Origin of the sequence: Komagataeibacter nataicola, assembly GCF_003207795.1 — a bacterium.
Taxonomy (GTDB): domain Bacteria; phylum Pseudomonadota; class Alphaproteobacteria; order Acetobacterales; family Acetobacteraceae; genus Komagataeibacter; species Komagataeibacter nataicola.
Genome location: NZ_NIRT01000001.1, coordinates 18,357 through 40,779 on the forward strand (window position 1 = coordinate 18,357; position 22,423 = coordinate 40,779).

The 22,423-nt window shown below is 62.3% G+C and carries 19 protein-coding genes and 2 tRNA genes; all 21 read right to left on the minus strand.

Annotated elements, in window-relative coordinates; translation table 11 throughout:
• Position 1: 1 nt before the first annotated feature.
• The 21 genes from proS to clpX all read right to left on the minus strand — a co-directional run bounded on the left by proS (position 2) and on the right by clpX (position 22,394).
• Positions 2 to 1,324 (minus strand): proline--tRNA ligase, encoded by a 1,323-nt coding sequence (gene proS / locus CDI09_RS00070; RefSeq protein WP_078524395.1) that lies wholly within the window; start codon positions 1,322 to 1,324, stop codon positions 2 to 4.
• Between the two features lie 363 nt (positions 1,325 to 1,687).
• Positions 1,688 to 3,331, minus strand: coding sequence for a ribonuclease J (locus tag CDI09_RS00075; RefSeq protein ID WP_078524396.1), 1,644 nt, complete (start codon positions 3,329 to 3,331; stop codon positions 1,688 to 1,690).
• A 298-nt stretch (positions 3,332 to 3,629) separates the two neighbouring features.
• Complete coding sequence (locus tag CDI09_RS00080; protein ID WP_078524397.1) at positions 3,630 to 4,421, minus strand: biotin--[acetyl-CoA-carboxylase] ligase; 792 nt, start codon at positions 4,419 to 4,421, stop codon at positions 3,630 to 3,632.
• Positions 4,422 to 4,424: 3 nt separating this feature from the next.
• Positions 4,425 to 5,849, minus strand: coding sequence for an NADH-quinone oxidoreductase subunit NuoN (nuoN, locus tag CDI09_RS00085; RefSeq protein ID WP_110571134.1), 1,425 nt, complete (start codon positions 5,847 to 5,849; stop codon positions 4,425 to 4,427).
• A 25-nt stretch (positions 5,850 to 5,874) separates the two neighbouring features.
• The gene (gene nuoL / locus CDI09_RS00090) at positions 5,875 to 7,812 is read right to left on the minus strand and encodes an NADH-quinone oxidoreductase subunit L (protein ID WP_078524399.1); all 1,938 of its coding nucleotides are present in this window, start codon (positions 7,810 to 7,812) and stop codon (positions 5,875 to 5,877) included.
• Positions 7,813 to 7,817: 5 nt separating this feature from the next.
• Entirely contained in the window at positions 7,818 to 8,141 is a 324-nt protein-coding gene (gene nuoK, locus CDI09_RS00095) for an NADH-quinone oxidoreductase subunit NuoK (RefSeq protein WP_078524400.1), read from the minus strand.
• Positions 8,134 to 8,907: an NADH-quinone oxidoreductase subunit J gene (locus CDI09_RS00100; protein ID WP_078524401.1), complete on the minus strand. Its 774-nt coding sequence runs from the start codon at positions 8,905 to 8,907 to the stop codon at positions 8,134 to 8,136. The genes nuoK and CDI09_RS00100 overlap by 8 nt, the downstream gene beginning before the upstream one ends.
• 78 nt (positions 8,908 to 8,985) lie before the next feature.
• On the minus strand, positions 8,986 to 9,474 hold the full coding sequence (gene nuoI, locus CDI09_RS00105; RefSeq protein WP_078524402.1) for an NADH-quinone oxidoreductase subunit NuoI: 489 nt from the start codon (positions 9,472 to 9,474) through the stop codon (positions 8,986 to 8,988).
• Positions 9,474 to 10,496 (minus strand): NADH-quinone oxidoreductase subunit NuoH, encoded by a 1,023-nt coding sequence (gene nuoH, locus CDI09_RS00110; RefSeq protein ID WP_078524403.1) that lies wholly within the window; start codon positions 10,494 to 10,496, stop codon positions 9,474 to 9,476. Before nuoH ends, nuoI begins: the two co-directional genes overlap by 1 nt.
• A gap of 4 nt (positions 10,497 to 10,500) precedes the next feature.
• Complete coding sequence (gene nuoG / locus CDI09_RS00115; protein ID WP_078524404.1) at positions 10,501 to 12,567, minus strand: NADH-quinone oxidoreductase subunit NuoG; 2,067 nt, start codon at positions 12,565 to 12,567, stop codon at positions 10,501 to 10,503.
• Between the two features lie 5 nt (positions 12,568 to 12,572).
• Positions 12,573 to 13,898, minus strand: coding sequence for an NADH-quinone oxidoreductase subunit NuoF (nuoF, locus tag CDI09_RS00120; protein ID WP_078524405.1), 1,326 nt, complete (start codon positions 13,896 to 13,898; stop codon positions 12,573 to 12,575).
• A 5-nt stretch (positions 13,899 to 13,903) separates the two neighbouring features.
• Positions 13,904 to 14,554 (minus strand): complex I 24 kDa subunit family protein, encoded by a 651-nt coding sequence (locus CDI09_RS00125; RefSeq protein WP_078524406.1) that lies wholly within the window; start codon positions 14,552 to 14,554, stop codon positions 13,904 to 13,906.
• Positions 14,555 to 14,559: 5 nt separating this feature from the next.
• Positions 14,560 to 15,816: an NADH-quinone oxidoreductase subunit D gene (locus CDI09_RS00130; protein WP_078524407.1), complete on the minus strand. Its 1,257-nt coding sequence runs from the start codon at positions 15,814 to 15,816 to the stop codon at positions 14,560 to 14,562.
• A 4-nt stretch (positions 15,817 to 15,820) separates the two neighbouring features.
• Positions 15,821 to 16,477: an NADH-quinone oxidoreductase subunit C gene (locus tag CDI09_RS00135; protein WP_408884478.1), complete on the minus strand. Its 657-nt coding sequence runs from the start codon at positions 16,475 to 16,477 to the stop codon at positions 15,821 to 15,823.
• A gap of 1 nt (position 16,478) precedes the next feature.
• Positions 16,479 to 17,060: a NuoB/complex I 20 kDa subunit family protein gene (locus CDI09_RS00140; RefSeq protein ID WP_078524409.1), complete on the minus strand. Its 582-nt coding sequence runs from the start codon at positions 17,058 to 17,060 to the stop codon at positions 16,479 to 16,481.
• 23 nt (positions 17,061 to 17,083) lie between these two features.
• Positions 17,084 to 17,449, minus strand: coding sequence for an NADH-quinone oxidoreductase subunit A (locus tag CDI09_RS00145; RefSeq protein ID WP_078524410.1), 366 nt, complete (start codon positions 17,447 to 17,449; stop codon positions 17,084 to 17,086).
• A gap of 290 nt (positions 17,450 to 17,739) precedes the next feature.
• Positions 17,740 to 17,816: transfer RNA gene (locus CDI09_RS00150), tRNA-Asp, on the minus strand.
• 34 nt (positions 17,817 to 17,850) lie between these two features.
• Positions 17,851 to 17,925: transfer RNA gene (locus CDI09_RS00155), tRNA-Val, on the minus strand.
• An 82-nt stretch (positions 17,926 to 18,007) separates the two neighbouring features.
• Positions 18,008 to 18,295 carry an HU family DNA-binding protein gene (locus CDI09_RS00160; protein ID WP_061272185.1) on the minus strand — a complete coding sequence of 96 codons (288 nt, stop codon included), beginning with the start codon at positions 18,293 to 18,295 and terminating at the stop codon, positions 18,008 to 18,010.
• A gap of 181 nt (positions 18,296 to 18,476) precedes the next feature.
• Positions 18,477 to 20,972 carry an endopeptidase La gene (gene lon / locus CDI09_RS00165; RefSeq protein WP_078524411.1) on the minus strand — a complete coding sequence of 832 codons (2,496 nt, stop codon included), beginning with the start codon at positions 20,970 to 20,972 and terminating at the stop codon, positions 18,477 to 18,479.
• A gap of 162 nt (positions 20,973 to 21,134) precedes the next feature.
• Positions 21,135 to 22,394, minus strand: coding sequence for an ATP-dependent Clp protease ATP-binding subunit ClpX (gene clpX, locus CDI09_RS00170; RefSeq protein WP_078524412.1), 1,260 nt, complete (start codon positions 22,392 to 22,394; stop codon positions 21,135 to 21,137).
• Between the last annotated feature and the right edge of the window lie 29 nt (positions 22,395 to 22,423).

The window sequence follows — 22,423 nt, forward strand, 5'->3', positions numbered from 1 at the left end:
CTCAGCCCTGCAGTTTCGCAATAAGGGCCAGCGCGCCTTCCAGCGTTTCCTCGGTGCGCTCGCCGGTGCGGCGGTTCTTGACCTCCACCTTGCCTTCCTTGGCACCCCGCGGCCCCACGATCAGCTGCCACGGGTGGCCCATCAGGTCGGCATCGGCAAACTTCGCGCCCGCGCGCTCGGCGCGGTCATCATACAGCACGGCCCTGGACGCTGCGGCGTAAAGCTGCTCGCACAGCGCGTCGCACTGGGCATCACCATTCTTGAGGTTGATGATGACCGCCTTGAAGGGCGCCACGGATTCCGGCCAGATGATGCCGTTTTCATCATGGCTGGCCTCGATGATGGCCGCGACAAGCCGCGAGACGCCAATGCCGTAGGAACCCATCTCGGGGTAGAGCGGTGCGCCATCGGGGCCGCTGACCGCAATATCCATCGACTGGGTGTATTTACGCCCGAAGTTGAAGATATGCCCCACCTCGATGCCGCGCCCCTCGCGCTGACGCGCGGCGGGCACTTCGGCCCAGGCCGCCGTGTCATGCATCTCGTCGGTTGCGGCATAAAACGAGGTCATGCGCGTGAAGAACTGTTCCAGCGAGGCGCGGTCATTGATGTCCACGTTCTCGGCCAGCCAGTCCTGATCCTCGAGCGCGCTGTCAAAGAACACGCCGCTCTCGCCGGTGGGGGCAAGGATGAGGAACTCATGGCTCAGCTCGCCGCCAATCGGCCCGGTATCGGCCCGCATGGGGATGGCGCGCACGCCAAGACGCTGGAAGGTGCGCAGATAGGCCAGCATCATGCGGCGATAGGTATCGACCGCCGAGGCCGTATCAAGATCGAAGCTGTAGCCGTCCTTCATGTAAAACTCGCGGCCACGCATCACGCCAAAGCGGGGGCGCACCTCGTCACGGAACTTCCACTGGATCTGGTAGAGAACCTGCGGCAGTTCCTTGTAGGACTTGACCACCTGACCGAAGATATCGGTAATCATTTCCTCATTGGTGGGGCCGAACAGCATGTCGCGCTCATGGCGGTCGCGGATGCGCAGCATCTCGGGGCCATAATCATCATACCGGCCCGAGCGCTTCCACAACTCGGCGGACTGCATGGTGGGCATCAGCACTTCCTGCGCGCCGGCCGCATCCTGCTCTTCACGCACGATATTGGCGATGTTCTCCAGCACGCGCAGGCCCGCGGGCAACCAGGCATAGATGCCGGCCGATGTCTGGCGAATCATGCCCGCGCGCAGCATGAGGCGGTGCGAGGTGATCTGGGCCTCGGCCGGATTTTCCTTAAGAGTCGGCAGAAAACTGCGGGACAGACGCATATCCGTATGAACCTTGACGTATGAGAACCGATAGTGCTGCGGACCCTAGACCAATCACAACGCCCGTGGAATGGGGCATGTGCACGGCCCGCCCCCTCATTACACTCAAGCGTGATGCAAAGCGGTGGTACAGGCGTAAACATCCGCGTGAGCAGGCATGGCGGCGCGGGCCTTACGGGCGTATGGTGCCCACGCAAATCTGGTTGCACGAAAGCGGTCGGGTTTAGGGAAAACGTACCAAAAAAAATGGCAGGAAACGGTCTATCCGTTCCCTGCCATAATCATTTCTGATCCAAAACCTGAAGGAACGCCGCCTTGAAAAAAGACGGCGTTCTGAAACTTTCGGTCCTTGAAAATAATTTCTTACACGCGCAGCAGATGCACATCCACCAGCGGGCGCTTTTGCAGCTTGCGGCCCAGCGCGCGGCGCAGCGCGGTCTTGGCGGCCTCGCGGAAGGTGGCGTCATTCTCGCGCAGTTCATCGGGAATTTCGTCCAGCGCATTGCCGAACTCTTCCGTCACGCGCACGGTCTCGGGGTCTTCGGCATCGAGCAGGCCGGGCGCACTCACCTTGGGGTCGCCAATCAGGTAGCCTTCATCATCCACAGCAAAGCTGCCCAGCACCATGCCGTTGAACAGCATGCGCCGCCGTGCCGAGAGCACGCCGCCATTCATGGGCAGGATGCGGCCGCCATCAAGCACCAGCCGCCCGGTGGGCGCGGTATCGCCAATTTCCACCCCGTTGCTGCTGATGTCGAGAATATCGCCATCCTCAAGCAGCACCGGCTCGATGTTGAGTTCCTGCGCAATGGCGGCATTAGCGGTCAGGTGACGCCACTCGCCATGCACGGGAATGAGGAAGCGCGGGCGCACGAGGTCATACAGCTTGCGCACGTCGCCACCCGTGGCATGGCCAGACACATGCACAAGGTGGTCCTTGTCGGTAATGACATGCACGCCACGCCGGGTCAGGTTGTCCTGCACCTGAATGACGGCCTGCTCGTTGCCGGGAATCATGCGGCTGCTGTAGATGACCGTATCCCCCTCACCAAGCGAGATGTTGGGGTGCGTGTCGGATGCGATGCGTGACAGCGCCGAGCGCGGCTCGCCCTGGCTGCCTGTCACGATCAGCATGATCTGGTTATCGGGCACCGAATTGGCGTCCTGCTCGGACAGGAAGTTCGGCACATCGGACAGATAACCGCATTCACGCGCCGCAACCTCGAGGTTGCGCAGGCTGCGGCCCACCACGGCCACACGGCGGCCCGCGGCCTGCGCCGCCTTGGCCAGCGTTTCCACCCGCGCCACGTTACTGGCAAAGCAGGTGACGGCAATGCGCCCTTCAAGCGATGCGATGAGGCGGGTCATCTCGCGCCGCACATCGGCTTCCGATGCGGAAGGCCCTTCGGTACGGACATTGGTGCTGTCGCACACCATGGCCAGCACGCCCTCGCGGCCAAGGGCGGCAAAGGTTTCAAGGTCGGTCGGCGGCCCGACCTGCGGGTCGGGGTCGATCTTCCAGTCACCGGTGTGGATGATGATGCCCTGCGGCGTGCGCAGCACCAGCGACTGTGATTCCGGCACGGAATGCGTGACCGAAATAAAGCGCAGGTCAAACGGTCCCACGTTGAACGCGCCACCGGGCGCGATCACGTGAATGGGCACCTGCTGCACCAGCCCTGCCTCACCGAGCTTGCGGCGCAGCACGGCTGCGGCAAACGGCGTGACATAGACCGGGCAGCCAAGCTGCGGCCACAGATGGGCGATGGCGCCCAGATGGTCCTCATGCGCGTGGGTCACGACCAGCCCTGCCAGCGCCTTACGGCGTTCGGCGATGAACACGGGATCAGGCAGGATGATCTCCGCCTCGGGCGTGTCATTGCCGCTGAAGCCGATGCCACAATCCACCGCAAGCCACGTGTCGCCCTGGCGGTAGAGGTTGAGATTCATGCCGATTTCGCCGGTTCCGCCCAGCGGGAGGAAAGAAACGCCTGTCATGTCATTCATTAAAAAGTCCTGTTACAAGATATCATGGGTTGGAAGATGCGTTTGAAGAAAGGGCCCGGAACGCCTGTTCCGTGCCGGTTTGTCTGTCCTGTTGTCAGCCCGGTCGGGGCCAAGATTCCGTTCTCTCGCCATAAGCTGGCAGTGTGCGCGACCTGAAACAGGCGGTGGAACCAGCACATTTCCCGCCCGGAAAATGGCGTTCGACACCGCACCGAAACAAAACGACGCACGATGAATTCATGCAAGGGATTATCATGTAATCCCTCTGACTTAAATCTCTTTCCGCAATCGGGGCGGATTATTCTTGCCTGCCACCCGCCATCAGCACCTCGCCCGTCACCACCTGCCGGGGCCCTGCGGGCGTGTCGAGCAGCAGGATTCCATCTTCCGCCAGCCCCGCAAACGTGCCGCTGAAGGCCTGGTTGCCTGCCAACACCCGCAGCTTCGTGCCCGGCGGGTGAGCGCGGGCCAGCCACGCCGCGCGTATGGCGTCAAACCCCTGCGCCGCATAACATTCCAGCCAGGCATCAAGGGCGCGAAGCACGGCGCGCGCCATGTCGGGCGGGCTGACCTCAACACCGCATTCGGCCAGACAGGCCAGTTCACGGCCTTCTATGCGCGGGGCGGCTTTGAGGTTGGCCCCCATGCCGAGCACCTGCCACGGCCCTGCTTCACTGGCCCCGCTCTCGATCAGGATGCCCGCCATCTTGCGCCCGTGCAGCAGCAGGTCATTGGGCCATTTGAGTTCCAGCGCGCCCGCTTCAGGCACAAAACCCGCCACGGCGTCATATAGCGCAAGCCCTGCAATGAACGGCCATAACCCCACCGGCACGATCGCCCCCTGCCCCACCAGCATGACCGACAGCGCCAGATTGCCACCCGGATCACACCACCCGCGCCCCCGGCTGCCGCGCCCGGCTGTCTGTTCCAGCGCCAGCACTGCAAGTCCGTCCTGCCCCTGCCCCGCCGCCAGCATGTCCTTGCACAGGTCGGATGTGGAACCGAGCCTGTCATGCACCTGCAACGGCCATGCACGCTCCCTGCTGCGGGGAATGCTCATGGTATGGAAAGCAGGGGGGCTATGGGTCATGAACTACCTGAACAATGCGCCTGCCGCCGCCTGCGCCGCCGTGGCAACCGGGCCGAGTGCTACGATGAAGAACACCGTCACCAGCCCCATGCCAACGGAAACGAACGAGACCGAAACCGGCGCACGATCCAGCGCCGGGGCGGCGGCATCGAAAAACATGATCTTGACGATGCGTATATAATAATACGCCCCGATCACGCTACTGATGATACCGATTGCCGCCAGCCCGTAAAGCTGCGCGTTGATCGCGGCATAGAACACCATCAGCTTGCCAAAGAACCCGGCCAGCGGTGGCGCGCCCGCCATGGAGAACATGAACACCGCCATGGCCAGCGCCATGCCCGGGTCGCTGCGGCCCAGCCCCGCAAGGTCGCTGATGCGGCTGACCGCACGCCCCTTGCGCCACATGGCCACGATGCCTGCGAACGCGCCCACGTTCATGAACAGGTACGTCACCAGATAGACCAGCGTGCCGCGCGTGCCCTCCGCCGTGCCGGCCGCAAGCCCGATCATGGCGTAGCCCATATGCCCGATGGAGGAATATGCCATGAGCCGCTTGATATTGCCCTGCGGAATGGCGGCCAGCGCGCCAAACACCATCGACGCCGCCGAGACCACCTCGATCAGCAGTTGCCACTGGTGCGCCATGGAGCCGAACGGCCCCGCCATCACCCGCAGCAGCACGGCAAATGCCGCGATCTTGGGCGCACCCGCCATATAGGCGGTCACCGATGTCGGCGCACCCTGGTACACATCGGGCGTCCACATATGGAATGGCACCATGGACAGCTTGAAGCACAGCCCCACCAGCACGAACACGATGCCAACCATAAGGCCCGCCGGCAGCACCGCGCTGCCGCGCACCGCCTGCTGCAGGCCGGCATAGTCCAGCGTGCCCGCAAAGCCGTAAGCCAGCGAGATGCCATAAAGCAGAATGCCCGAGGCCAGCGAGCCCAGCACGAAGTATTTCAGCCCCGCCTCCGCCGCCGTAACCTGATCGCGCGCAAATGCACACAGGATGTAGATGGACAGCGAGGAAAGCTCCAGCCCCACGAACAGGGTCATGAGGTTACCAGATGACGCCATAATCATGGCGCCAAGGGTCGAGAACAGCACCAGCACGGGGAACTCGAATTTGTCGATTTCCATCTCCCGTGCATAGCCAATGCCCAGCACCAGCGAGAGTGCTGCCCCCGCCAGCGCCAGCACCTTCATGAAGCGCGCGAAGCCATCATTGATGAAGACATGGCTGTAACCCGTGCCATCGGGCGAGAGCACCACAAGCGCTGCCGTCACCACCAGGGCGAACAGCGTCATCATCGTGCATGAAAAGAAAGCCTGACCGCGCTTTTGCATCACCCCGGCCAGCAGGATGACCAGCCCGGACAGGGCCAGCACGATTTCGGGCAGAGCAAGTGTCCAGTTCATTGGTTTGGCCCTGACATCCTTGGGGTTAGCTGGCGAACAGGATGGTGGTCAGCAGCACCACCAGCCCGATCAGCATGGAAAAGGCATAAACGGCCATCGAGCCGGTCTGCACCCGCACGGCCTGCCCGGCGCTGCCCGCAGTCAGTCTGGCCAGCCCTTCGGGTATGGCTTCGACCACGCCTTCGTCAGCGCCCTTCCACAGCAGCCGCGCCAGCGCACGGTAGGGGCGCACGAACACGGCGTCGTACAGCTCATCGAAATACCATTTGTTGAGCAGGAACAGATAAAGCGGGCGCAGGCTGCGCGCCAGCGTGGCCGGAATGCCGGGGCTTGCGATGTAGCACAGATAGGCCACCGCAATGCCCGCAACGCCCGCAAATGTGGGCACCAGCGCAATCAGGCCCGGTGTCTGCTCAAGGCGCTCCATGATGTCATGCCCCGGCAGGCTGGCAATGGCCCCGCCCCAGAACCCGGCCTGGTTCACACCCACATAGAACGGCGCCAGCACCACGCCCGCCACCACCGCGCCGACCGACAGCACCGCAAGCGGCACCATCATGGAAGGCGGGCTTTCATGCGCGCCCTCGTGCAGGTGCGCATCACGCGGCTGGCCATGAAACACCAGGAAGATCAGCCGCCAGCTATACAGCGCGGTGAGGAACGCGGTGATGCAGCCCATCATCCAGCCATAATGCCCCATGGAGGAACCCGACATCCACGCGGCCTCCAGAATGGCGTCCTTCGACCAGTAGCCCGCAAACGGGAAGATACCGGCCAGTGCGAGGCTGCCAATCCACATGGCGGCGTAGGTATAGGGGATCTTGCGCCACAGCCCGCCCATGCGGAACATGTCCTGCTCGTCATGCACGGCATGGATCACGCAGCCCGCGCCAAGGAACAAAAGCGCCTTGAAGAAAGCATGCGTGGTGAGGTGGAACATCGAGGCCTGATACGCCCCCACGCCTACGGCCACGAACATGTAGCCAAGCTGCGAGCAGGTGGAATAGGCGATGGTGCGCTTGATGTCAGGCTGCACCAGCCCCACGGTGGCGGCAAAGAAGCTGGTGGTGCCGCCTATCAGGATAATCAGGTCGCGGGTTACGGGTGCAAGCTCCACCAGAGGCGACATGCGCACCATCAGGAACACGCCCGCCGTGACCATGGTGGCCGCATGGATCAGCGCCGAGACCGGGGTCGGCCCCTCCATCGCATCAGGCAGCCAGGTGTGCAGGAACAGTTGTGCCGACTTGCCCATGGCGCCGATGAACAGCAGGGTGGCGATCACCTCCAGCAGCGGATGCGTGCCGAAAAGCTGGAAGGTGTCATGCACATGATAAGGAATGGCGGCGAAGATCGCATCATACGACACGCTGCCCAGCCGGATATAAATGAGCGAGATGCCGACAAGGAAGAACAGGTCGGCGATGCGGTTGACCACAAACGCCTTGATGGCGGCGGCACAGGCTGCGGGGCGGTCATACCAGTAACCGATCAGCAGGTAGCTCGCCAGCCCCACCCCTTCCCAGCCGAAGAAGAGCTGGAGCAGGTTGTCGGACGTGACCAGCATGAGCATGGCGAAGGTGAAAAGTGAAAGATAGGAGAAGAAGCGGTAAACCGGCTGCGCCTCATGCGCCATGTAGCCCACGCTGTACACATGCACCAGCAGCGACACGGTCGTGACCATGGCCACCACGCTGACCGAGAGCATGTCCATGCGCAACTGCCAGTCAGCCGTAAAGCCTGCCGCATGGATCCAGTCGGCCACGGGCACGACAATGGGGTTCACGCCCCCCATCTCGTACCCCAGCACCCCAATGGCGGACAGGGCCGCACACAGCATGAGGGCAATGGTGGTGAACCGCGCAGCACTATCGCCCATCAGGCGGCCAAAGCCACCGGCGAGAAGAAACCCGATCAGGGGCGCAAAGACCGCGACTTCAAAAAGGAAGGATGCCGCCTGCATGTTCCTTACCCCTTCATCATCGTAATATCGTCGACTTCGATCGAGCCGCGATTACGGAAATACACCGTGACAATGGCCAGCCCGATGGCGGATTCCGCCGCCGCGATGGTCAGCACGAACAGGGTCATCACCTGCCCCGACAGGTCGCCGGTGGCGGCTGAAAACGCCACGAAATTGATATTGGCCGAAAGCAGGATCAACTCGATTGACATCAGGATGATGATGACGTTCTTGCGGTTGAGAAAAATGCCGAACACCCCCAGCACCAGCAAAATCGCGCCAATGCTCAGATAGGGTGTCAGGCCGATGGCCTCAATCGGGCTATTCATCGCCCTCTCCTTTCGTGCCATTCGCAGGCGTCGTCATGACCAGCGCGGTGCCGGTCGTTTCCTGTGCTTCGGCCACGCGCCAGGCCTCGGTGCCATAGGTGCCGGGCACGGCGGCGATGTCGTAGCTTTCATGCGGGCGCAGGAAGCCGCCCTGGGCATCAACACCCGCGCCAAGCGGCACCTGCAGCATTTCAAGTGAATCAGTGACCGTGCGGTCATGCTGGCGGTTGATGTTCTGCCGCCGCCCTGTAGGCCGCTCGCGCAGGGTGAGCACGATGGCCCCGATCATGGCCACGAGCAGCACCAGCGCGCAGGCCTGGAACAGGAAGATGTAGTGGGTATAGATCACATCTCCCAGCGCCGCCGTGTTGGTGCGCTCGGGCGAGGACGGAACAAGATGCGCGATCTGCCCGATATTGGAGGCCGACCGCCAGTGCATGAACGCCATGAGCAGTTCAACCAGCAGCACGCCACCCACAATGCCGCCAATGGGCGCGTAACGCTGCACGCCTTCACGCATGTGCGTGAAATTGACATCCAGCATCATGACCACGAACAGGAACAGCACGGCGACCGCGCCGACATAGACAATGACCAGCGTCATCGCCAGGAACTCGGCGCCTGCGATCAGGAACAGGCCTGCCGCGTTGAAGAACGCAAGGATCAGGAACAGCACCGAATGCACGGGGTTGCGCGCGCTCACCACCATGGTGGCGGACAGGACGAGAACCGCAGCAAAAACGTAAAAAACAATCTGGGTCATCATGGGTAGGTTTCCTGCCGCATGGATGTTTCCTCCTGCTGGCAAGGCTGCCCCGGCATGGGCCGGGGCGGCCATGCATGTTCAGCGGTACGGGGCATCAAGCTCGAGCCTGCGGGCCAGCACGCTTTCCCAGCGGTCGCCGTTGGCCAGCAGCTTGTTCTTGTCGTACATCAGTTCTTCGCGGGTTTCGGTCGCGAACTCATAATTCGGCCCTTCGACAATCGCATCGACCGGGCAGGCTTCCTCGCACAGGCCGCAATAGATGCATTTGGTCATGTCGATGTCGTAGCGCGTGGTGCGGCGTGAGCCGTCATCACGCGGTTCGGCCTCGATGGTGATCGCCTCGGCTGGGCATGTCGCCTCGCACAGCTTGCACGCAATGCAGCGTTCCTCCCCGTTGGGGTAGCGGCGCAGCGCGTGCTCGCCCCGAAAGCGCGGCGAGAGCACACCCTTTTCATAGGGGTAGTTGATCGTGGCCTTGGGCTTGAAAAACGCCTTCAGCGTTGCCCCCATGCCTGCGGCGAGTTCGGCCAGCAGCATGGAGCGGGCGGCTTTGGTTAATGCATTCATCAGCCTGCTCCTCCGGGCAGAAGGCCCGTTACCATCAGGAACCCCGCCGTCAGCACCATCCACGCCAGCGAGAACGGCAGGAACACCTTCCAGCCCAGCCGCATGAGCTGGTCGTAGCGGTAGCGGGGAAATGTCGCGCGCACCCAGATGAACACGAACAGGCAGAACAGGATCTTGGCGATCAGCCACAAAGGCCCCGGTATCCATGTAAAGGGTGCCATGGCCAGCGGCGGCAGCCAGCCACCAAGGAACAGGATGCTGACCATGCCGGACATGAGGAACATGTTCGCGTATTCACCCAGGAAGAACAGGCCGAAGGCGAGCGCGGAATATTCCACAAAGAAGCCCGCCACCAGTTCACTCTCGCCCTCGGGCAGATCAAACGGCGCGCGGTTGGTCTCGGCCAGTGCCGAGATGAAGAACACGATGAACATCGGGAACATGGGCAGGCAGAACCAAACATGGCGCTGCGCCAGCACGATGTCGTTGAGGTTGAGGCTGCCCACCGCCAGCAGCACCGACACGATCACCAGCCCGATGGACACTTCATACGACACCATCTGTGCCGCCGAGCGCAGCCCGCCAAGAAAGGCGTATTTGGAGTTCGACGCCCAGCCCGCGATCAGCATGCCGTAAACGCCGAGCGAGGAGATGGCGAGCAGGTAGAGGATGCCCACATTGATGTTGGCAATGGCCAGCCCGTTGCCGGTGGGAATGACCGCCCACGCGATCATGGCCAGCGAGAAGGTCAGGAACGGCGCGAACAGGAACAGCATCCTGTTCGCGCCCGAGGGGATGACCGTCTCCTTGGTCAGCATCTTGATGGCATCGGCAAAGGCCTGCAGCACGCCAAACGGACCGTTGACATTCGGCCCCTTGCGCAGTTGCATCGCGGCCATCACCTTGCGCTCGGCCAGTGTAAGATAGGCCACGCCAAGCAGCAGCGGCACGAGCACCGCGAGCGATTCCAGCACGATCAGCAGGATCTGGCCCAGGGTGGTGTGAAAGAAGAAATCCGCCATGTCCCTACTCCGCCGCCTCGATTGCGGGGCGCACGTAAATCCCCGAACAGGTTTCCATGGTCGGGCTTGCGCGACACACGGCATGGGTCAGGTAATAATCGGCAATGACCGGGTAAAAGGGCGTTGCCGCCACCGCAACGCTGCCCGCCTGCGGCGCCGTGGTGTCCGCTGCGCCGAGGCGGGCATGTTCCGCCTGCCCGTAGGCCGGGTGCGCCTGCGCCATGCGCGCGCGCAGGGACTCGATCGTGTCATAGGGCAGCTTGCGGCCCGCCACCTCCGAGAAGGCACGCAGGATGCGCCAGTCCTCGCGCGCCTCGCCCGGCGGCATGACCGCGCGGAAGGCGCGCTGCACGCGGCCTTCGGTATTGGTGTAGGTGCCCGGCTTTTCGGCATAAAGTACTCCGGGCAGGATCACATCCGCCCGCGCCGCCCCCGCATCACCATGATGGCCCTGATAGATGACGAACGTGTCAGGTCCGATGTCACGCACCGCGAACTCATCCGCGCCGAGCAGCCACAGCACGTCCACCCCACCACCGAGCATGCCCGCCACGTCACGCCCCTGCGGGCCGGGCACGAGGCCGAGATCCAGCCCCGCCACCCGGCTTGCCGCCGTGTGCAGCACGTTGAAGCCGTGCCAGTCGGGGCGAATGGCATTCATCTGCACCGCCAGATCCCAGCATGCCTTTGCAATGGCCTGCCCGTCGGGGCGGGTCAGTGCGCCGTGGCCCACGATGATCATGGGGTTCTTCGCGTTGGCCAGCACCTCGGCAAAGGGCAGTTCGCCTGCTGCGAGTTTCGCCAGCGTGTCCGGCCCCTCGCCCAGCACGGTTGCGGCATAGGTCGGGTCGGCATTGGGCGCGCCGATCATGGCGATGGGGAATTTACCCCGCCCCGCATCGACAAACCGCCTGCGGATGCGGGCGTTGAGCACCGGGGCTTCCTGCCGGGGAATGGAGCCTACGATCAGCAGCGCATCCGCCTCGTCAATGCCGGAGATACCGGTATTGAAGGTATAGAAGTCACGGCGGGAAGTATCGTAACGCGCGCCATCCTGCCTGCAATCAATATTGGGCGAGCCAAGCATGCCCATCAGGTCCTTGAGCGCCATCAGGCTCTCACCGTCGCACATGTCGCCCGCAATCGCGCCAATGCGCGCGCCCGGCACGCCCTTGAGGCGCGTTGCGATGAGCGAGAACGCATCGGCCCAGCTTGCAGGCTGCAACCTGCCTTCCACCCGCACCCATGGCCGGTCAAGGCGGCGGCGGCGGAAGCCATCGACCACGAAGCGCCCCTTGTCGGCCAGCCATTCCTCATTCACTTCATCATTGATGCGCGGCACGATGCGCAGCACCGACGCCCCGCGCGCCTGCATGACGATATTGGTGCCCACCGCATCGCATACATCAATGGAGTCCGTGCGCTTGAGCTCCCAGGGTCGTGCGCTGAAGGCATAGGGCTGCGAAGTCAGCGCGCCGACGGGGCAGATATCGATCAGGTTGCCTGACAGTTCGGATGTCAGCGCCTTCTCGACGTAATTGGTGATCTCGAGGTTCTCGCCGCGTGACACGCCGCCAAGTTCCGGCACGCCCGCCACTTCGGTGGAAAAGCGGATGCAGCGCGTGCACTGGATGCAGCGCGTCATGACCGTCTTGACCAGCGGGCCGAGATACTTGTCGGTCACCGCGCGCTTGTTCTCGCGGTAGCGCGAATGGTCCGCCCCGTAGCCAAAGGCCTGATCCTGCAGATCGCACTCGCCGCCCTGATCGCAGATCGGGCAGTCAAGCGGGTGATTGATGAGCAGGAACTCCATCACTGCCTTGCGCGCGCGGCGCACCACCGCCGTGTCGGTAAAGATCTGCATGCCATTGCTGATGGGAAAGCCGCATGACGCCACCGGCTTGCGCCCGCCCGAGACCTCAACGAGGCACATGCGGCAGTTCCCCGCGACCGACAGCCGCTCATGATAGCAAAAGCGCGGTATTTCCTTGCCCGCCGCCTCGCATGCCTGCAGCGCGGAAGAACCGGGGGCTACATCAACCACAATACCGTCAACGGTTACTTTAACCACTGTTCCTACTCCGCCGCTTCAACAAGGCCGGTGGGCACCTGCACCGGCCGCCCGCCACCATGGGCCGCCTTGTAGGCGTGGATGCGTTCTTCCATCACCGGGCGGAACCGGCGGATCAGCCCCTGGATGGGCCACGCCGCCGCATCGCCCAATGCGCAGATGGTGTGGCCTTCCACTTGGCGGGTAACCTGCTCGAGCATGTCGATTTCCTCGATCTCGGCGCGGCCCTCCACCATGCGTTCCATGATGCGCATCATCCAGCCCGTGCCCTCGCGGCACGGCGTGCACTGGCCACAGCTTTCATGCTTGAAGAATTTCGAGAACCGGGCGATGGCCGCGATGATGTCGGTGGATCTGTCCATGACAATCATGCAGCCGGTGCCAAGGCCGGAGCCTTCGGCGCGCAGGCTGTCATAATCCATCAGCACATTCTCGCACACATCGCGCGGCAGCATGGGCACCGAGCAGCCACCGGGGATGACGGCCAGCAGGTTATCCCACCCGCCACGCACGCCACCGCCATGCTTTTCAATGATCTCGCGCATCGGCACGCCCAGCTCTTCTTCAAACACGCATGGCGTGTTGACGTGGCCCGATATGGCCATGAGCTTGCTACCCGCGTTATTGGGCCGCCCCAGCCCGGCAAACCATGCCGCCCCGCGCCGCAGGATGGTGGCCGATACCGCGATGCTTTCCACGTTGTTGACCGTGGTGGGGCAGCCATACAGGCCCATGGCGGCGGGGAAAGGCGGCTTCATGCGCGGCTGGCCCTTCTTGCCCTCAAGGCTTTCGAGCAGGGCCGTTTCCTCACCGCATATGTAAGCACCCGCGCCACGGTGGATGTAGAAGTCAAAATCCCAGCCCGAGCCGCAGGCGTTCCTGCCAATCAGCCCCGCCTCATATGCCTCGTCAATGGCGTGCTGGAGGTGCATGGCCTCATTGTAAAACTCGCCGCGAATGTAGATGTAGGCCGCATGCGCCCCCATGGCGAAGGAGGCGATCAGCGCACTTTCCACCAGCTTGTGCGGGTCATGACGCAGGATCTCGCGGTCCTTGCAGGTGCCGGGTTCCGACTCATCACCGTTGATGACGAGGTAATGCGGCCGCCCGTCATTCTTGCGCGGCATGAACGACCATTTGACCCCGGTGGGAAAACCCGCCCCACCGCGCCCGCGCAGGCCCGATGCCTTCATCTCGCCGATGATCGCATCGCGTCCGCGCGCCAGAATTTCCGCCGTGCCATCCCAGTCACCCCGGGCGCGGGCCCCGGCCAGCGTCCAGTCATTCTGGCCATACAGGTTGGTGAAGATGCGGTCCTTGTCTTGCAACATGCGTTTTACCCCTGCCCCTGCGGCTTGGCCGCCGCATCATCCACCAGCACCTTGCGCCCGCCTGCGGGGGCGGAACTCATGCGGTCGATGGTGGGGCCGGGCGTGGGGCGCTCGCCACGCTTCAGCGCCTCGATCAGCTCAAGCGTACGCGGACCGTCGAGATCCTCGTAGTAATCATCATCAACCTGCAGGATCGGGGCATTGGCGCAGGCGCCAAGACATTCCACCTCCGTCAGGGTGAACAGGCCGTCCGCACTCGTCTCGCCAAATGCCTTTATGCCCGTGGCCGCCTTGCAGGCCGCCGTCACATCATCCGACCCGCGCAGCCAGCACGAGGTGGTGGTGCACACCTGCAGGTGATAGCGACCAATCGGCTTCGTGTTGAACATGAGGTAGAAGGTCGCGACCTCGTAAACCCGGATCGGAGCCATTTCGAGGCGTTCGGCCACCACGTCCATGGCGATGCGCGGAATCCACGCGCTGCCGGTCTGGCGGCCCATCTGCTTCTGCACCACGTAAAGCAGCGGCAGCACGCCGCTTGCCTTGCGCTCGGGCGGGTATTTGGCAAGGATCCCCGCAATCTGCTGCTCGCTCTCGGCATCAAATGCGAAATGGGTGGGTTCCGCGCCCCCGGGCGCAGTGAGTTGGGTGGACATGTCGGTCACCTGTCAATCTCGCCAAACACCAGGTCGAGCGACCCGATGATGGCCACGGCATCCGCCAGCATGTGGCGGCGCGACATCTCGTCGATTGCCTGGAGATGGGAAAAACCCGTGGGCCGGATCTTGCAGCGATACGGCCGGTTGCTGCCATCGGCTACCAGATACACGCCAAACTCGCCTTTCGGCGTTTCGGTCACGGTATAGGTGGCGCCGGGAGGCACGTGATAGCCTTCGGTAAACAGCTTGAAGTGATGGATCAGCGCCTCCATCGAGCGCTTCATCTCGCGCCGGGGCGGCGGCGTGATCTTGTGATCCTGCACCTTGACCGGGCCGGGACGGATCTGCTCGAGGCACTGGTTGATGATGCTGACACTCTCGCGCATCTCGGCCACGCGCACGAGGTAACGGTCATAGCAGTCACCCTGCCGGCCCACGGGCACGTTGAAGTGTACCTTGTCGTAATTGTCATAGGGCTGGCTGCGCCGCAGGTCCCACGGCACGCCCGAGGCCCGCAGGCATGGGCCGCTGAAGCCCCAGGCCAGCGCCTGCTCGGTGGTGAACACGCCGATGCCCACCGTGCGCTGTTTCCAGATGCGGTTGCTGGTCAGCAGGGATTCAAGATCGTCAATCCATTGCGGGAAGGTGCGCGCCCAGTTGGCAATGCGTTCCTCCAGCCCGGCGGGCAGGTCCTGCGCCACGCCGCCGGGGCGGACGTAATTGGCATGAAAGCGCGCGCCCGATGCGGCCTCATAGAACTCGATCAGCTTCTCGCGTTCCTCATAACCCCACAGCGCGGGGGTAAGCGCCCCGCAATCCAGCCCGAAAGACGTCAGGTTGAGGATGTGGTTGAGGATGCGCGTGATCTCGGCAAACATCACGCGGATCCATTTCGCGCGATCCGGAGCCTCGATGTTGAGCAGCTTTTCCACCGCCAGCGCAAAGGCCTGCTCCTCGCACATGGGCGAGACGTAATCGAGCCGGTCGAAATACGGCAGCGCCTTGGGGTAGGTCTTGTATTCGATCAGCTTTTCCGTGCCGCGATGCAAAAGCCCCACATGCGGGATGGCGCGGGCCACGACCTCGCCCTCCATTTCCAGCACCAGGCGCAGCACGCCGTGGGCGGAGGGATGCTGGGGGCCGAAGTTCAGCGCATGGGAATCAATTTCCACCACATGGCGCTTCACCTCGCCATCAGGCTCTTCTGGCAGCAGGCTGTCGGGAATGTCCGTATCGCTACGAAGGGTGACATCGCTCATCGGCTTAGCCCTTTCGCTTGATGTCGTGGCGGTCGGCATGGGCCTTTTCATCGCCGGGCAGGGTCAGGATGCCTTCCCATGGCGATTCAAAGTCGAAATTGCGGAAATCCTGCACCAGATCGACCGGCTCATAGACCACCTGCCGCCGTTCCTCGTCGTACCGCATCTCGACATATCCGGTCAGCGGGAAGTCCTTGCGCAGCGGATGCCCCTCAAAGCCGTAATCGGTCAGGATGCGGCGCAGGTCCGGCTGGTCGGTGAACAGAATGCCGAACAGGTCATAGGCTTCGCGCTCCCACCATGTGGCGGCGGGCCAGAGCTGGTGCACCGACGGCACGGGATGGGTCTCGTCCGTGGTCACGATCACGCGGATGCGGTGATTATGGGTGACCGACAGCAGGTTGTAGACCACCTCGAACCGCTCGGGCCGATCGGGAAAGTCCACGCCGCATATGTCCATCACCTGCTGGCAGGCATAAAGCGGGTCATCGCGCAGCATGGCCATGAGGGGGAGCAGGCGGTCGCGTGTGGTACGCACCACCAGTTCGCCCTTTTCGATGCCAGCGGACATGATGCCCGGCACGGTAGTGGAAAGCCGGAAGCTGATGGCCCCAAGGCTGCCCGTGACCCCGCGCGGCGCGGTGGCGGGAAGGTTCTGCACATCAGCCACGGCGGATCGTCCCCGTCCTGCGGATCTTCTTCTGCAGTTGCAGGATGCCGTAGATCAGCGCCTCCGCCGTGGGCGGGCAGCCGGGCACATACACATCCACCGGCACGATCCGGTCACACCCGCGCACGACAGAGTAGGAATAATGGTAATACCCGCCCCCATTGGCGCATGACCCCATGGAGATGACCCAGCGCGGCTCGGCCATCTGGTCGTAAACGCGGCGCAGGGCCGGGGCCATTTTGTTGGTCAGCGTGCCCGCCACGATCATCACATCGGACTGGCGCGGCGAGCCGCGCGGAATGATGCCCATGCGGTCAAGGTCATAGCGCGGCATGTAGGCGTGGATCATCTCCACCGCACAGCAGGCCAGCCCGAATGACATGGGCCACAGGCTGCCCGTGCGCCCCCAGTTGACCAGCTTGTCGAGACTGGCGACGACAAAGCCCTTTTCCGTCATTTCGCCGGTGATGCCCTTTATCACCGCATCCTGCTCCGGCCCCGGGGGCAGCATGTCGCGGTTCCAGGCAATGCTGTCAGCGGGCCGGCCCGGCCCTGAGGTATCGTCGTTGCCCATTGGGGCGCCTCCCCTTGTCATGCTCAATCCCAGTCCAGCGCGCCCTTGCTCCATTCGTAAATGAAGCCGACGACCAGAACGCCAAGGAAACCCATCATGGATACGAAGCCGAACCAGCCGATGCGCGACAGGCTGAGCGCCCAGGGAAAGAGGAAAGCGACCTCAAGGTCGAAAATGATGAACAGGATCGCCACCAGATAGAACCGCACGTCAAACCGGCGGCGGGCATTGTCAAATGCCTCGAAACCACATTCATAGGCCGACGTTTTCTCGGCATAGGGTTTCTGGTGGCCAAAAAGCAGCGAGCTGCCCAGCATGGCCCCCGCGATCACCACAGCAATGCACCCGAATATCAGTACGGGCAAATAATCAGCGATAACGGAATGCATCTTCCGTGTTCCCAACCTGTTAATACGCCGCCCGGTGTCTTTATCGACTTATGTGTGGCTGAACGGATGCTAGCCCCAACCCGGTGGGGGGAACAGTTACTTAACCGTGTGCATTCATGAACATTACCGTGAAGATGAATACAGTAACGCTTCCGTTAACACGGCCCTGTCATGACTATAATGGTACGATTTATTATTCTCATTTTTCCGTGTGGAAAAACGGGCATAAAAAAACGCCAGTGCAATGGCATCTGGCGTGGTACGGACTATCATGATGGGCTGCGCCATAATGGCGCGAGTGACGGGGCTCGAACCCGCGACCTCCGGCGTGACAGGCCGGCGCTCTAACCAACTGAGCTACACCCGCATGGGGCATGTTCCTGCGCGGATACAGGAAAACATGGTGGGCGATGACGGGATCGAACCGCCGACCCTCTCGGTGTAAACGAGATGCTCTACCGCTAAGCTAATCGCCCGCGCCCCTAGTAAGGGATTACAAAAAAGGGGGCAACCCGGAAAATGGATTGCCCCCTCTTTTTTTCCTGAAAACAGGCGGTCTTACTTGCTGACCGCTTCCTTCAGGTTCTTGCCCGGCTTGAAACGCACGGACGTGGATTCCGGAATGTCCAGCGGTTCACCCGTGCGGGGGTTGCGGCCCTTGGCGGCCTTGCGGGTCGCCGTAACGAACGTGCCGAAACCGACCAGACGAACTTCCTGATTGTTTGCCAGCGCCTTTTCGATCGCACCGAAAACCGCATCAACCACTTCGCCAGCCTTGGCTTTGGCCAGATCGGCTTCCTCGGCTACCGCAGCAACCAGTTCCTGCTTGTTAAGTGGCTTCTCCATTTTACGCCTTTCTTTGTACTGTGCGCTTACGCAATCGTTCAAACATCGCGCCGCATTTCTGCTCGCACTATGCCGCTGTTTTTTCTCACGTCAACCAACAGAATTCGGGGAATGACAGAGAAAACCGTCATTCCCCTCCATCATGACAATTTTGCGACCACGCACCCCTGCCCTACGGCGCTCAATGCGTCAATGCAGGTGTTGCGGCCCCTTCGGTGTCGGGGGCTGCCACCGGCTCCGTCCACTCGATCGGCTCGGGCTTTTCCACCAGCGCCTGGCCAATCACTTCATCCACATGCGAGACCGGTACGATGGTCAGCGCCTCGGTCACCACCGAGGGAATGTCCACCAGGTCTTTCTCGTTATCCTTGGGGATGAAGATGGTCCGCAGCCCCGCGCGGTGGGCGGCCAGCAGCTTCTCCTTCAGGCCGCCAATTGGCAGCACGCGGCCACGCAGCGTGATTTCGCCGGTCATGCCCACGTCGCGCCGCACGGGGATGCCCGTCATCACGCTCACGATCGAGGTGGCCATGGCGATACCGGCCGAAGGACCATCCTTGGGCGTGGCGCCTTCAGGCACATGCACGTGCAGGTCGCGCTTTTCAAACAGGGCGGGGCTGATGCCAAAGCTCACCGCACGGCTGCGCACATAGGACAGGGCTGCCGCGACACTTTCTTTCATCACGTCGCCAAGCTTGCCGGTCAGCTTGATATTGCCCTTGCCCGGCACCATCACGCTTTCGATGGTCAGGATTTCCCCGCCCACTTCGGTCCAGGCCAGCCCGGTCACGACTCCGACCATGTCTTCCGACTCGGTCTCACCATGGCGGAAACGCTTTACGCCTGCGTATTTCTCAAGATTTTCAGCCGTGATCGCCACGGTTTTGGCCTTGCCCGTCACGATCTCGGTCACGGCCTTGCGGGCCAGTGTCGCGATTTCGCGCTCGAGGTTACGCACGCCCGCCTCACGCGTGTAGCTGCGAATCAGTTCACGCAGGGCATCATCCGATACCGACCATTCACCCGGCTTGAGGTTGTTGGCCTCCGTCTGCTTGCCCAGCAGGTGGCGCTTGGCAATCTCGACCTTCTCATCCTCGGTGTAGCCCGACAGGCGGATGATCTCCATACGGTCCAGCAGGGGCTGGGGCATGTTCAGGCTGTTGGCGGTGGTAATGAACATCACATCCGACAGGTCATAATCGACCTCGAGATAGTGATCGCCAAAGGTCGAATTCTGCTCGGGGTCCAGCACTTCAAGCAGGGCGGAAGACGGATCGCCGCGCCAGTCGGCACCGAGCTTGTCGATCTCATCAAGCAGAAACAGCGGATTCGAGGTCTTGGCCTTCTTCATGCCCTGGATGATCTTGCCGGGCATGGAGCCGATATAGGTGCGGCGATGGCCACGGATCTCGGCCTCGTCACGCATGCCACCAAGCGACATGCGCACGTACTGCCGCCCCGTCGCCTTGGCGATGGACTTGGCCAGCGAGGTCTTGCCAACGCCCGGCGGCCCGACAAGGCACAGGATCGGCCCCTTGAGCTTCTGGGCGCGACTCTGCACGGCCAGATACTCGATGATGCGTTCCTTGACCTTCTCCAGCCCGTAATGGTCGGTGTCGAGCACCTTCTGGGCCTCGGACAGGTCATGGCGCACTTTCGAGCGCTTCTTCCACGGAATGCCCAGAATCCAGTCGAGATAGTTGCGCACCACCGTCGACTCGGCGGACATCGGGCTCATGCTCCGCAGCTTCTTCAGCTCGGCCAGGGCCTTGTCACGCGCTTCCTTGCTCAGCTTGGTCTTGGCGATCTTTTCCTCAAGCTCGGCGGTTTCGTCCTTGCCGTCCTCGCCTTCGCCAAGCTCCTTCTGGATCGCCTTGAGCTGCTCGTTGAGATAGTACTCGCGCTGGGTCTTCTCCATCTGCCGCTTCACGCGGTTACGGATGCGCTTTTCTACCTGAAGCACGCCGATCTCGGCTTCCATATGCGCGAAAACCCGCTCCAGACGTGCATTCACGTCCTGAATCTCGAGGATTTCCTGCTTTTCGGGAATCTTCAGGTTCAGATGACTGGCAATGGTGTCCGCCAGTTTTGACAGGTCATCAATCTGGTTGAGCGAGACCAGCACCTCGGGCGCGATCTTCTTGTTCAGCTTGATGTACTGCTCGAACTGGCCGATCAGCGTGCGGCCAATGGCCTCGGCTTCCTTGCCATCGGTTTCCTGCTCGGGCACATCCTCGATCTCGGCCTCGAAATGACCATCGACCTCGTGCAGCGCGGTAATGTGGGCGCGCCTGCCGCCCTCGACGAGCACCTTGACCGTGCCATCGGGCAGCTTGAGCAGCTGCAGGATGGTCGAGACCGTGCCGTAGCGATAGATATCATCGGGCGTGGGGTCATCCTGCGCCGCATTCTTCTGCGCCACGAGCAGGATCTGCTTGTCGCTGCGCGTCACGGCCTCAAGCGCGCGGACGGATTTCTCACGCCCCACGAACAGCGGCACAATCATGTGCGGAAAGACGACAATATCGCGCAGGGGCAGGACAGCAATCGTGTCACGCGTCGTGTCGTCATCAGCCTCCTCCGCGCCACGCGTGGCGGCGACGGGGGTGCCGGCGATGTTGGTATCGGTGGTTTCCGTGCCTTCGGGCACGGGAGTCAGTCTGTCAGTTTCAGACATATTGTTTTTTTGACCTCCTGATGGACGATCCCGGATGGGCATCCAAGCACGTGGCCTGCCCATCCGTTGCGCCGCATATGCGACAACCTCACTTTAATGTTGTCACGACGCGCCACCACCACAAGCCCGGTGGCGACAATTCGGCGTAAAGCGGCCAGTCCGTCAGGCGGACTGTTCGGCCGGCTGGTTCTTGCCATACACATAGACGGGCTGCGCCTTGCCCTCGGCCACTTCCTTGTTGACCACCACTTCCTCGACATTTTTCAGGCCGGGAAGGTCGAACATGGTCGACAGCAGGATGCTCTCGAGGATGGCGCGCAGGCCACGGGCCCCCGTGCGCCGCGCAATGGCGCGCTGGGCCACCTGGCGCAGGGCATCCTCGGTGAAGGTGAGCTGCACGTCCTCCATCTGGAACAGGCGGGCATACTGCTTGACGAGCGCGTTCTTGGGCTTGGTCAGGATCTCGATCAGGGCAGCCTCATCAAGATCCTCAAGGGTTGCAACCACGGGCAGGCGACCGATGAATTCGGGGATCAGGCCGAATTTCAGCAGATCCTCAGGCTCCACCTCGCGCAGCACGGCACCCATGCGCCGCTCGTCGGGCGACTGCACATCGGCGCCAAAGCCGATGCCCGAGCCCTTGCCACGCGCGCTGATGATCTTGTCGAGCCCCGCAAACGCGCCACCACAGATGAACAGCATGTTGGTGGTGTCCACCTGCAGGAATTCCTGCTGCGGGTGCTTGCGCCCGCCCTGCGGCGGCACGGAGGCCACGGTGCCTTCCATGATCTTGAGCAGGGCCTGCTGCACGCCCTCGCCGCTCACGTCGCGCGTGATGGAGGGGTTGTCCGACTTGCGCGAGATCTTGTCGATCTCGTCAATGTAGACAATGCCGCGCTGGGCCTTCTCCACATTGTAGTCGGCGGCCTGCAGCAGCTTGAGGATGATGTTCTCAACATCCTCGCCCACGTAGCCTGCTTCGGTCAGGGTCGTGGCGTCGGCCATGGTGAAGGGCACGTCAAGGATGCGGGCGAGCGTCTGGGCCAGCAGGGTCTTGCCCGAGCCGGTGGGGCCGATGAGCATGATGTTGGATTTTGCAATCTCGACATCATTGTTCTTCTGGGCATGGGCGAGGCGCTTGTAGTGGTTGTGCACCGCCACCGACAGCACCTTCTTCGCATGGCCCTGCCCGATGACGTAATCATCGAGAATCTTGCAGATTTCACGCGGCGTAGGCACCCCGTCGCGCGACTTGACCAGATGCGTCTTGTGTTCCTCACGGATGATATCCATGCACAATTCGACGCATTCATCGCAAATGAACACGGTGGGACCGGCGATCAGTTTGCGGACCTCGTGCTGCGACTTGCCGCAGAACGAGCAGTAAAGCGTATTTTTGGAATCGCCGGATTTGTTATTCATAACCGCTCCTATTCCCGCCTGGGGGAACT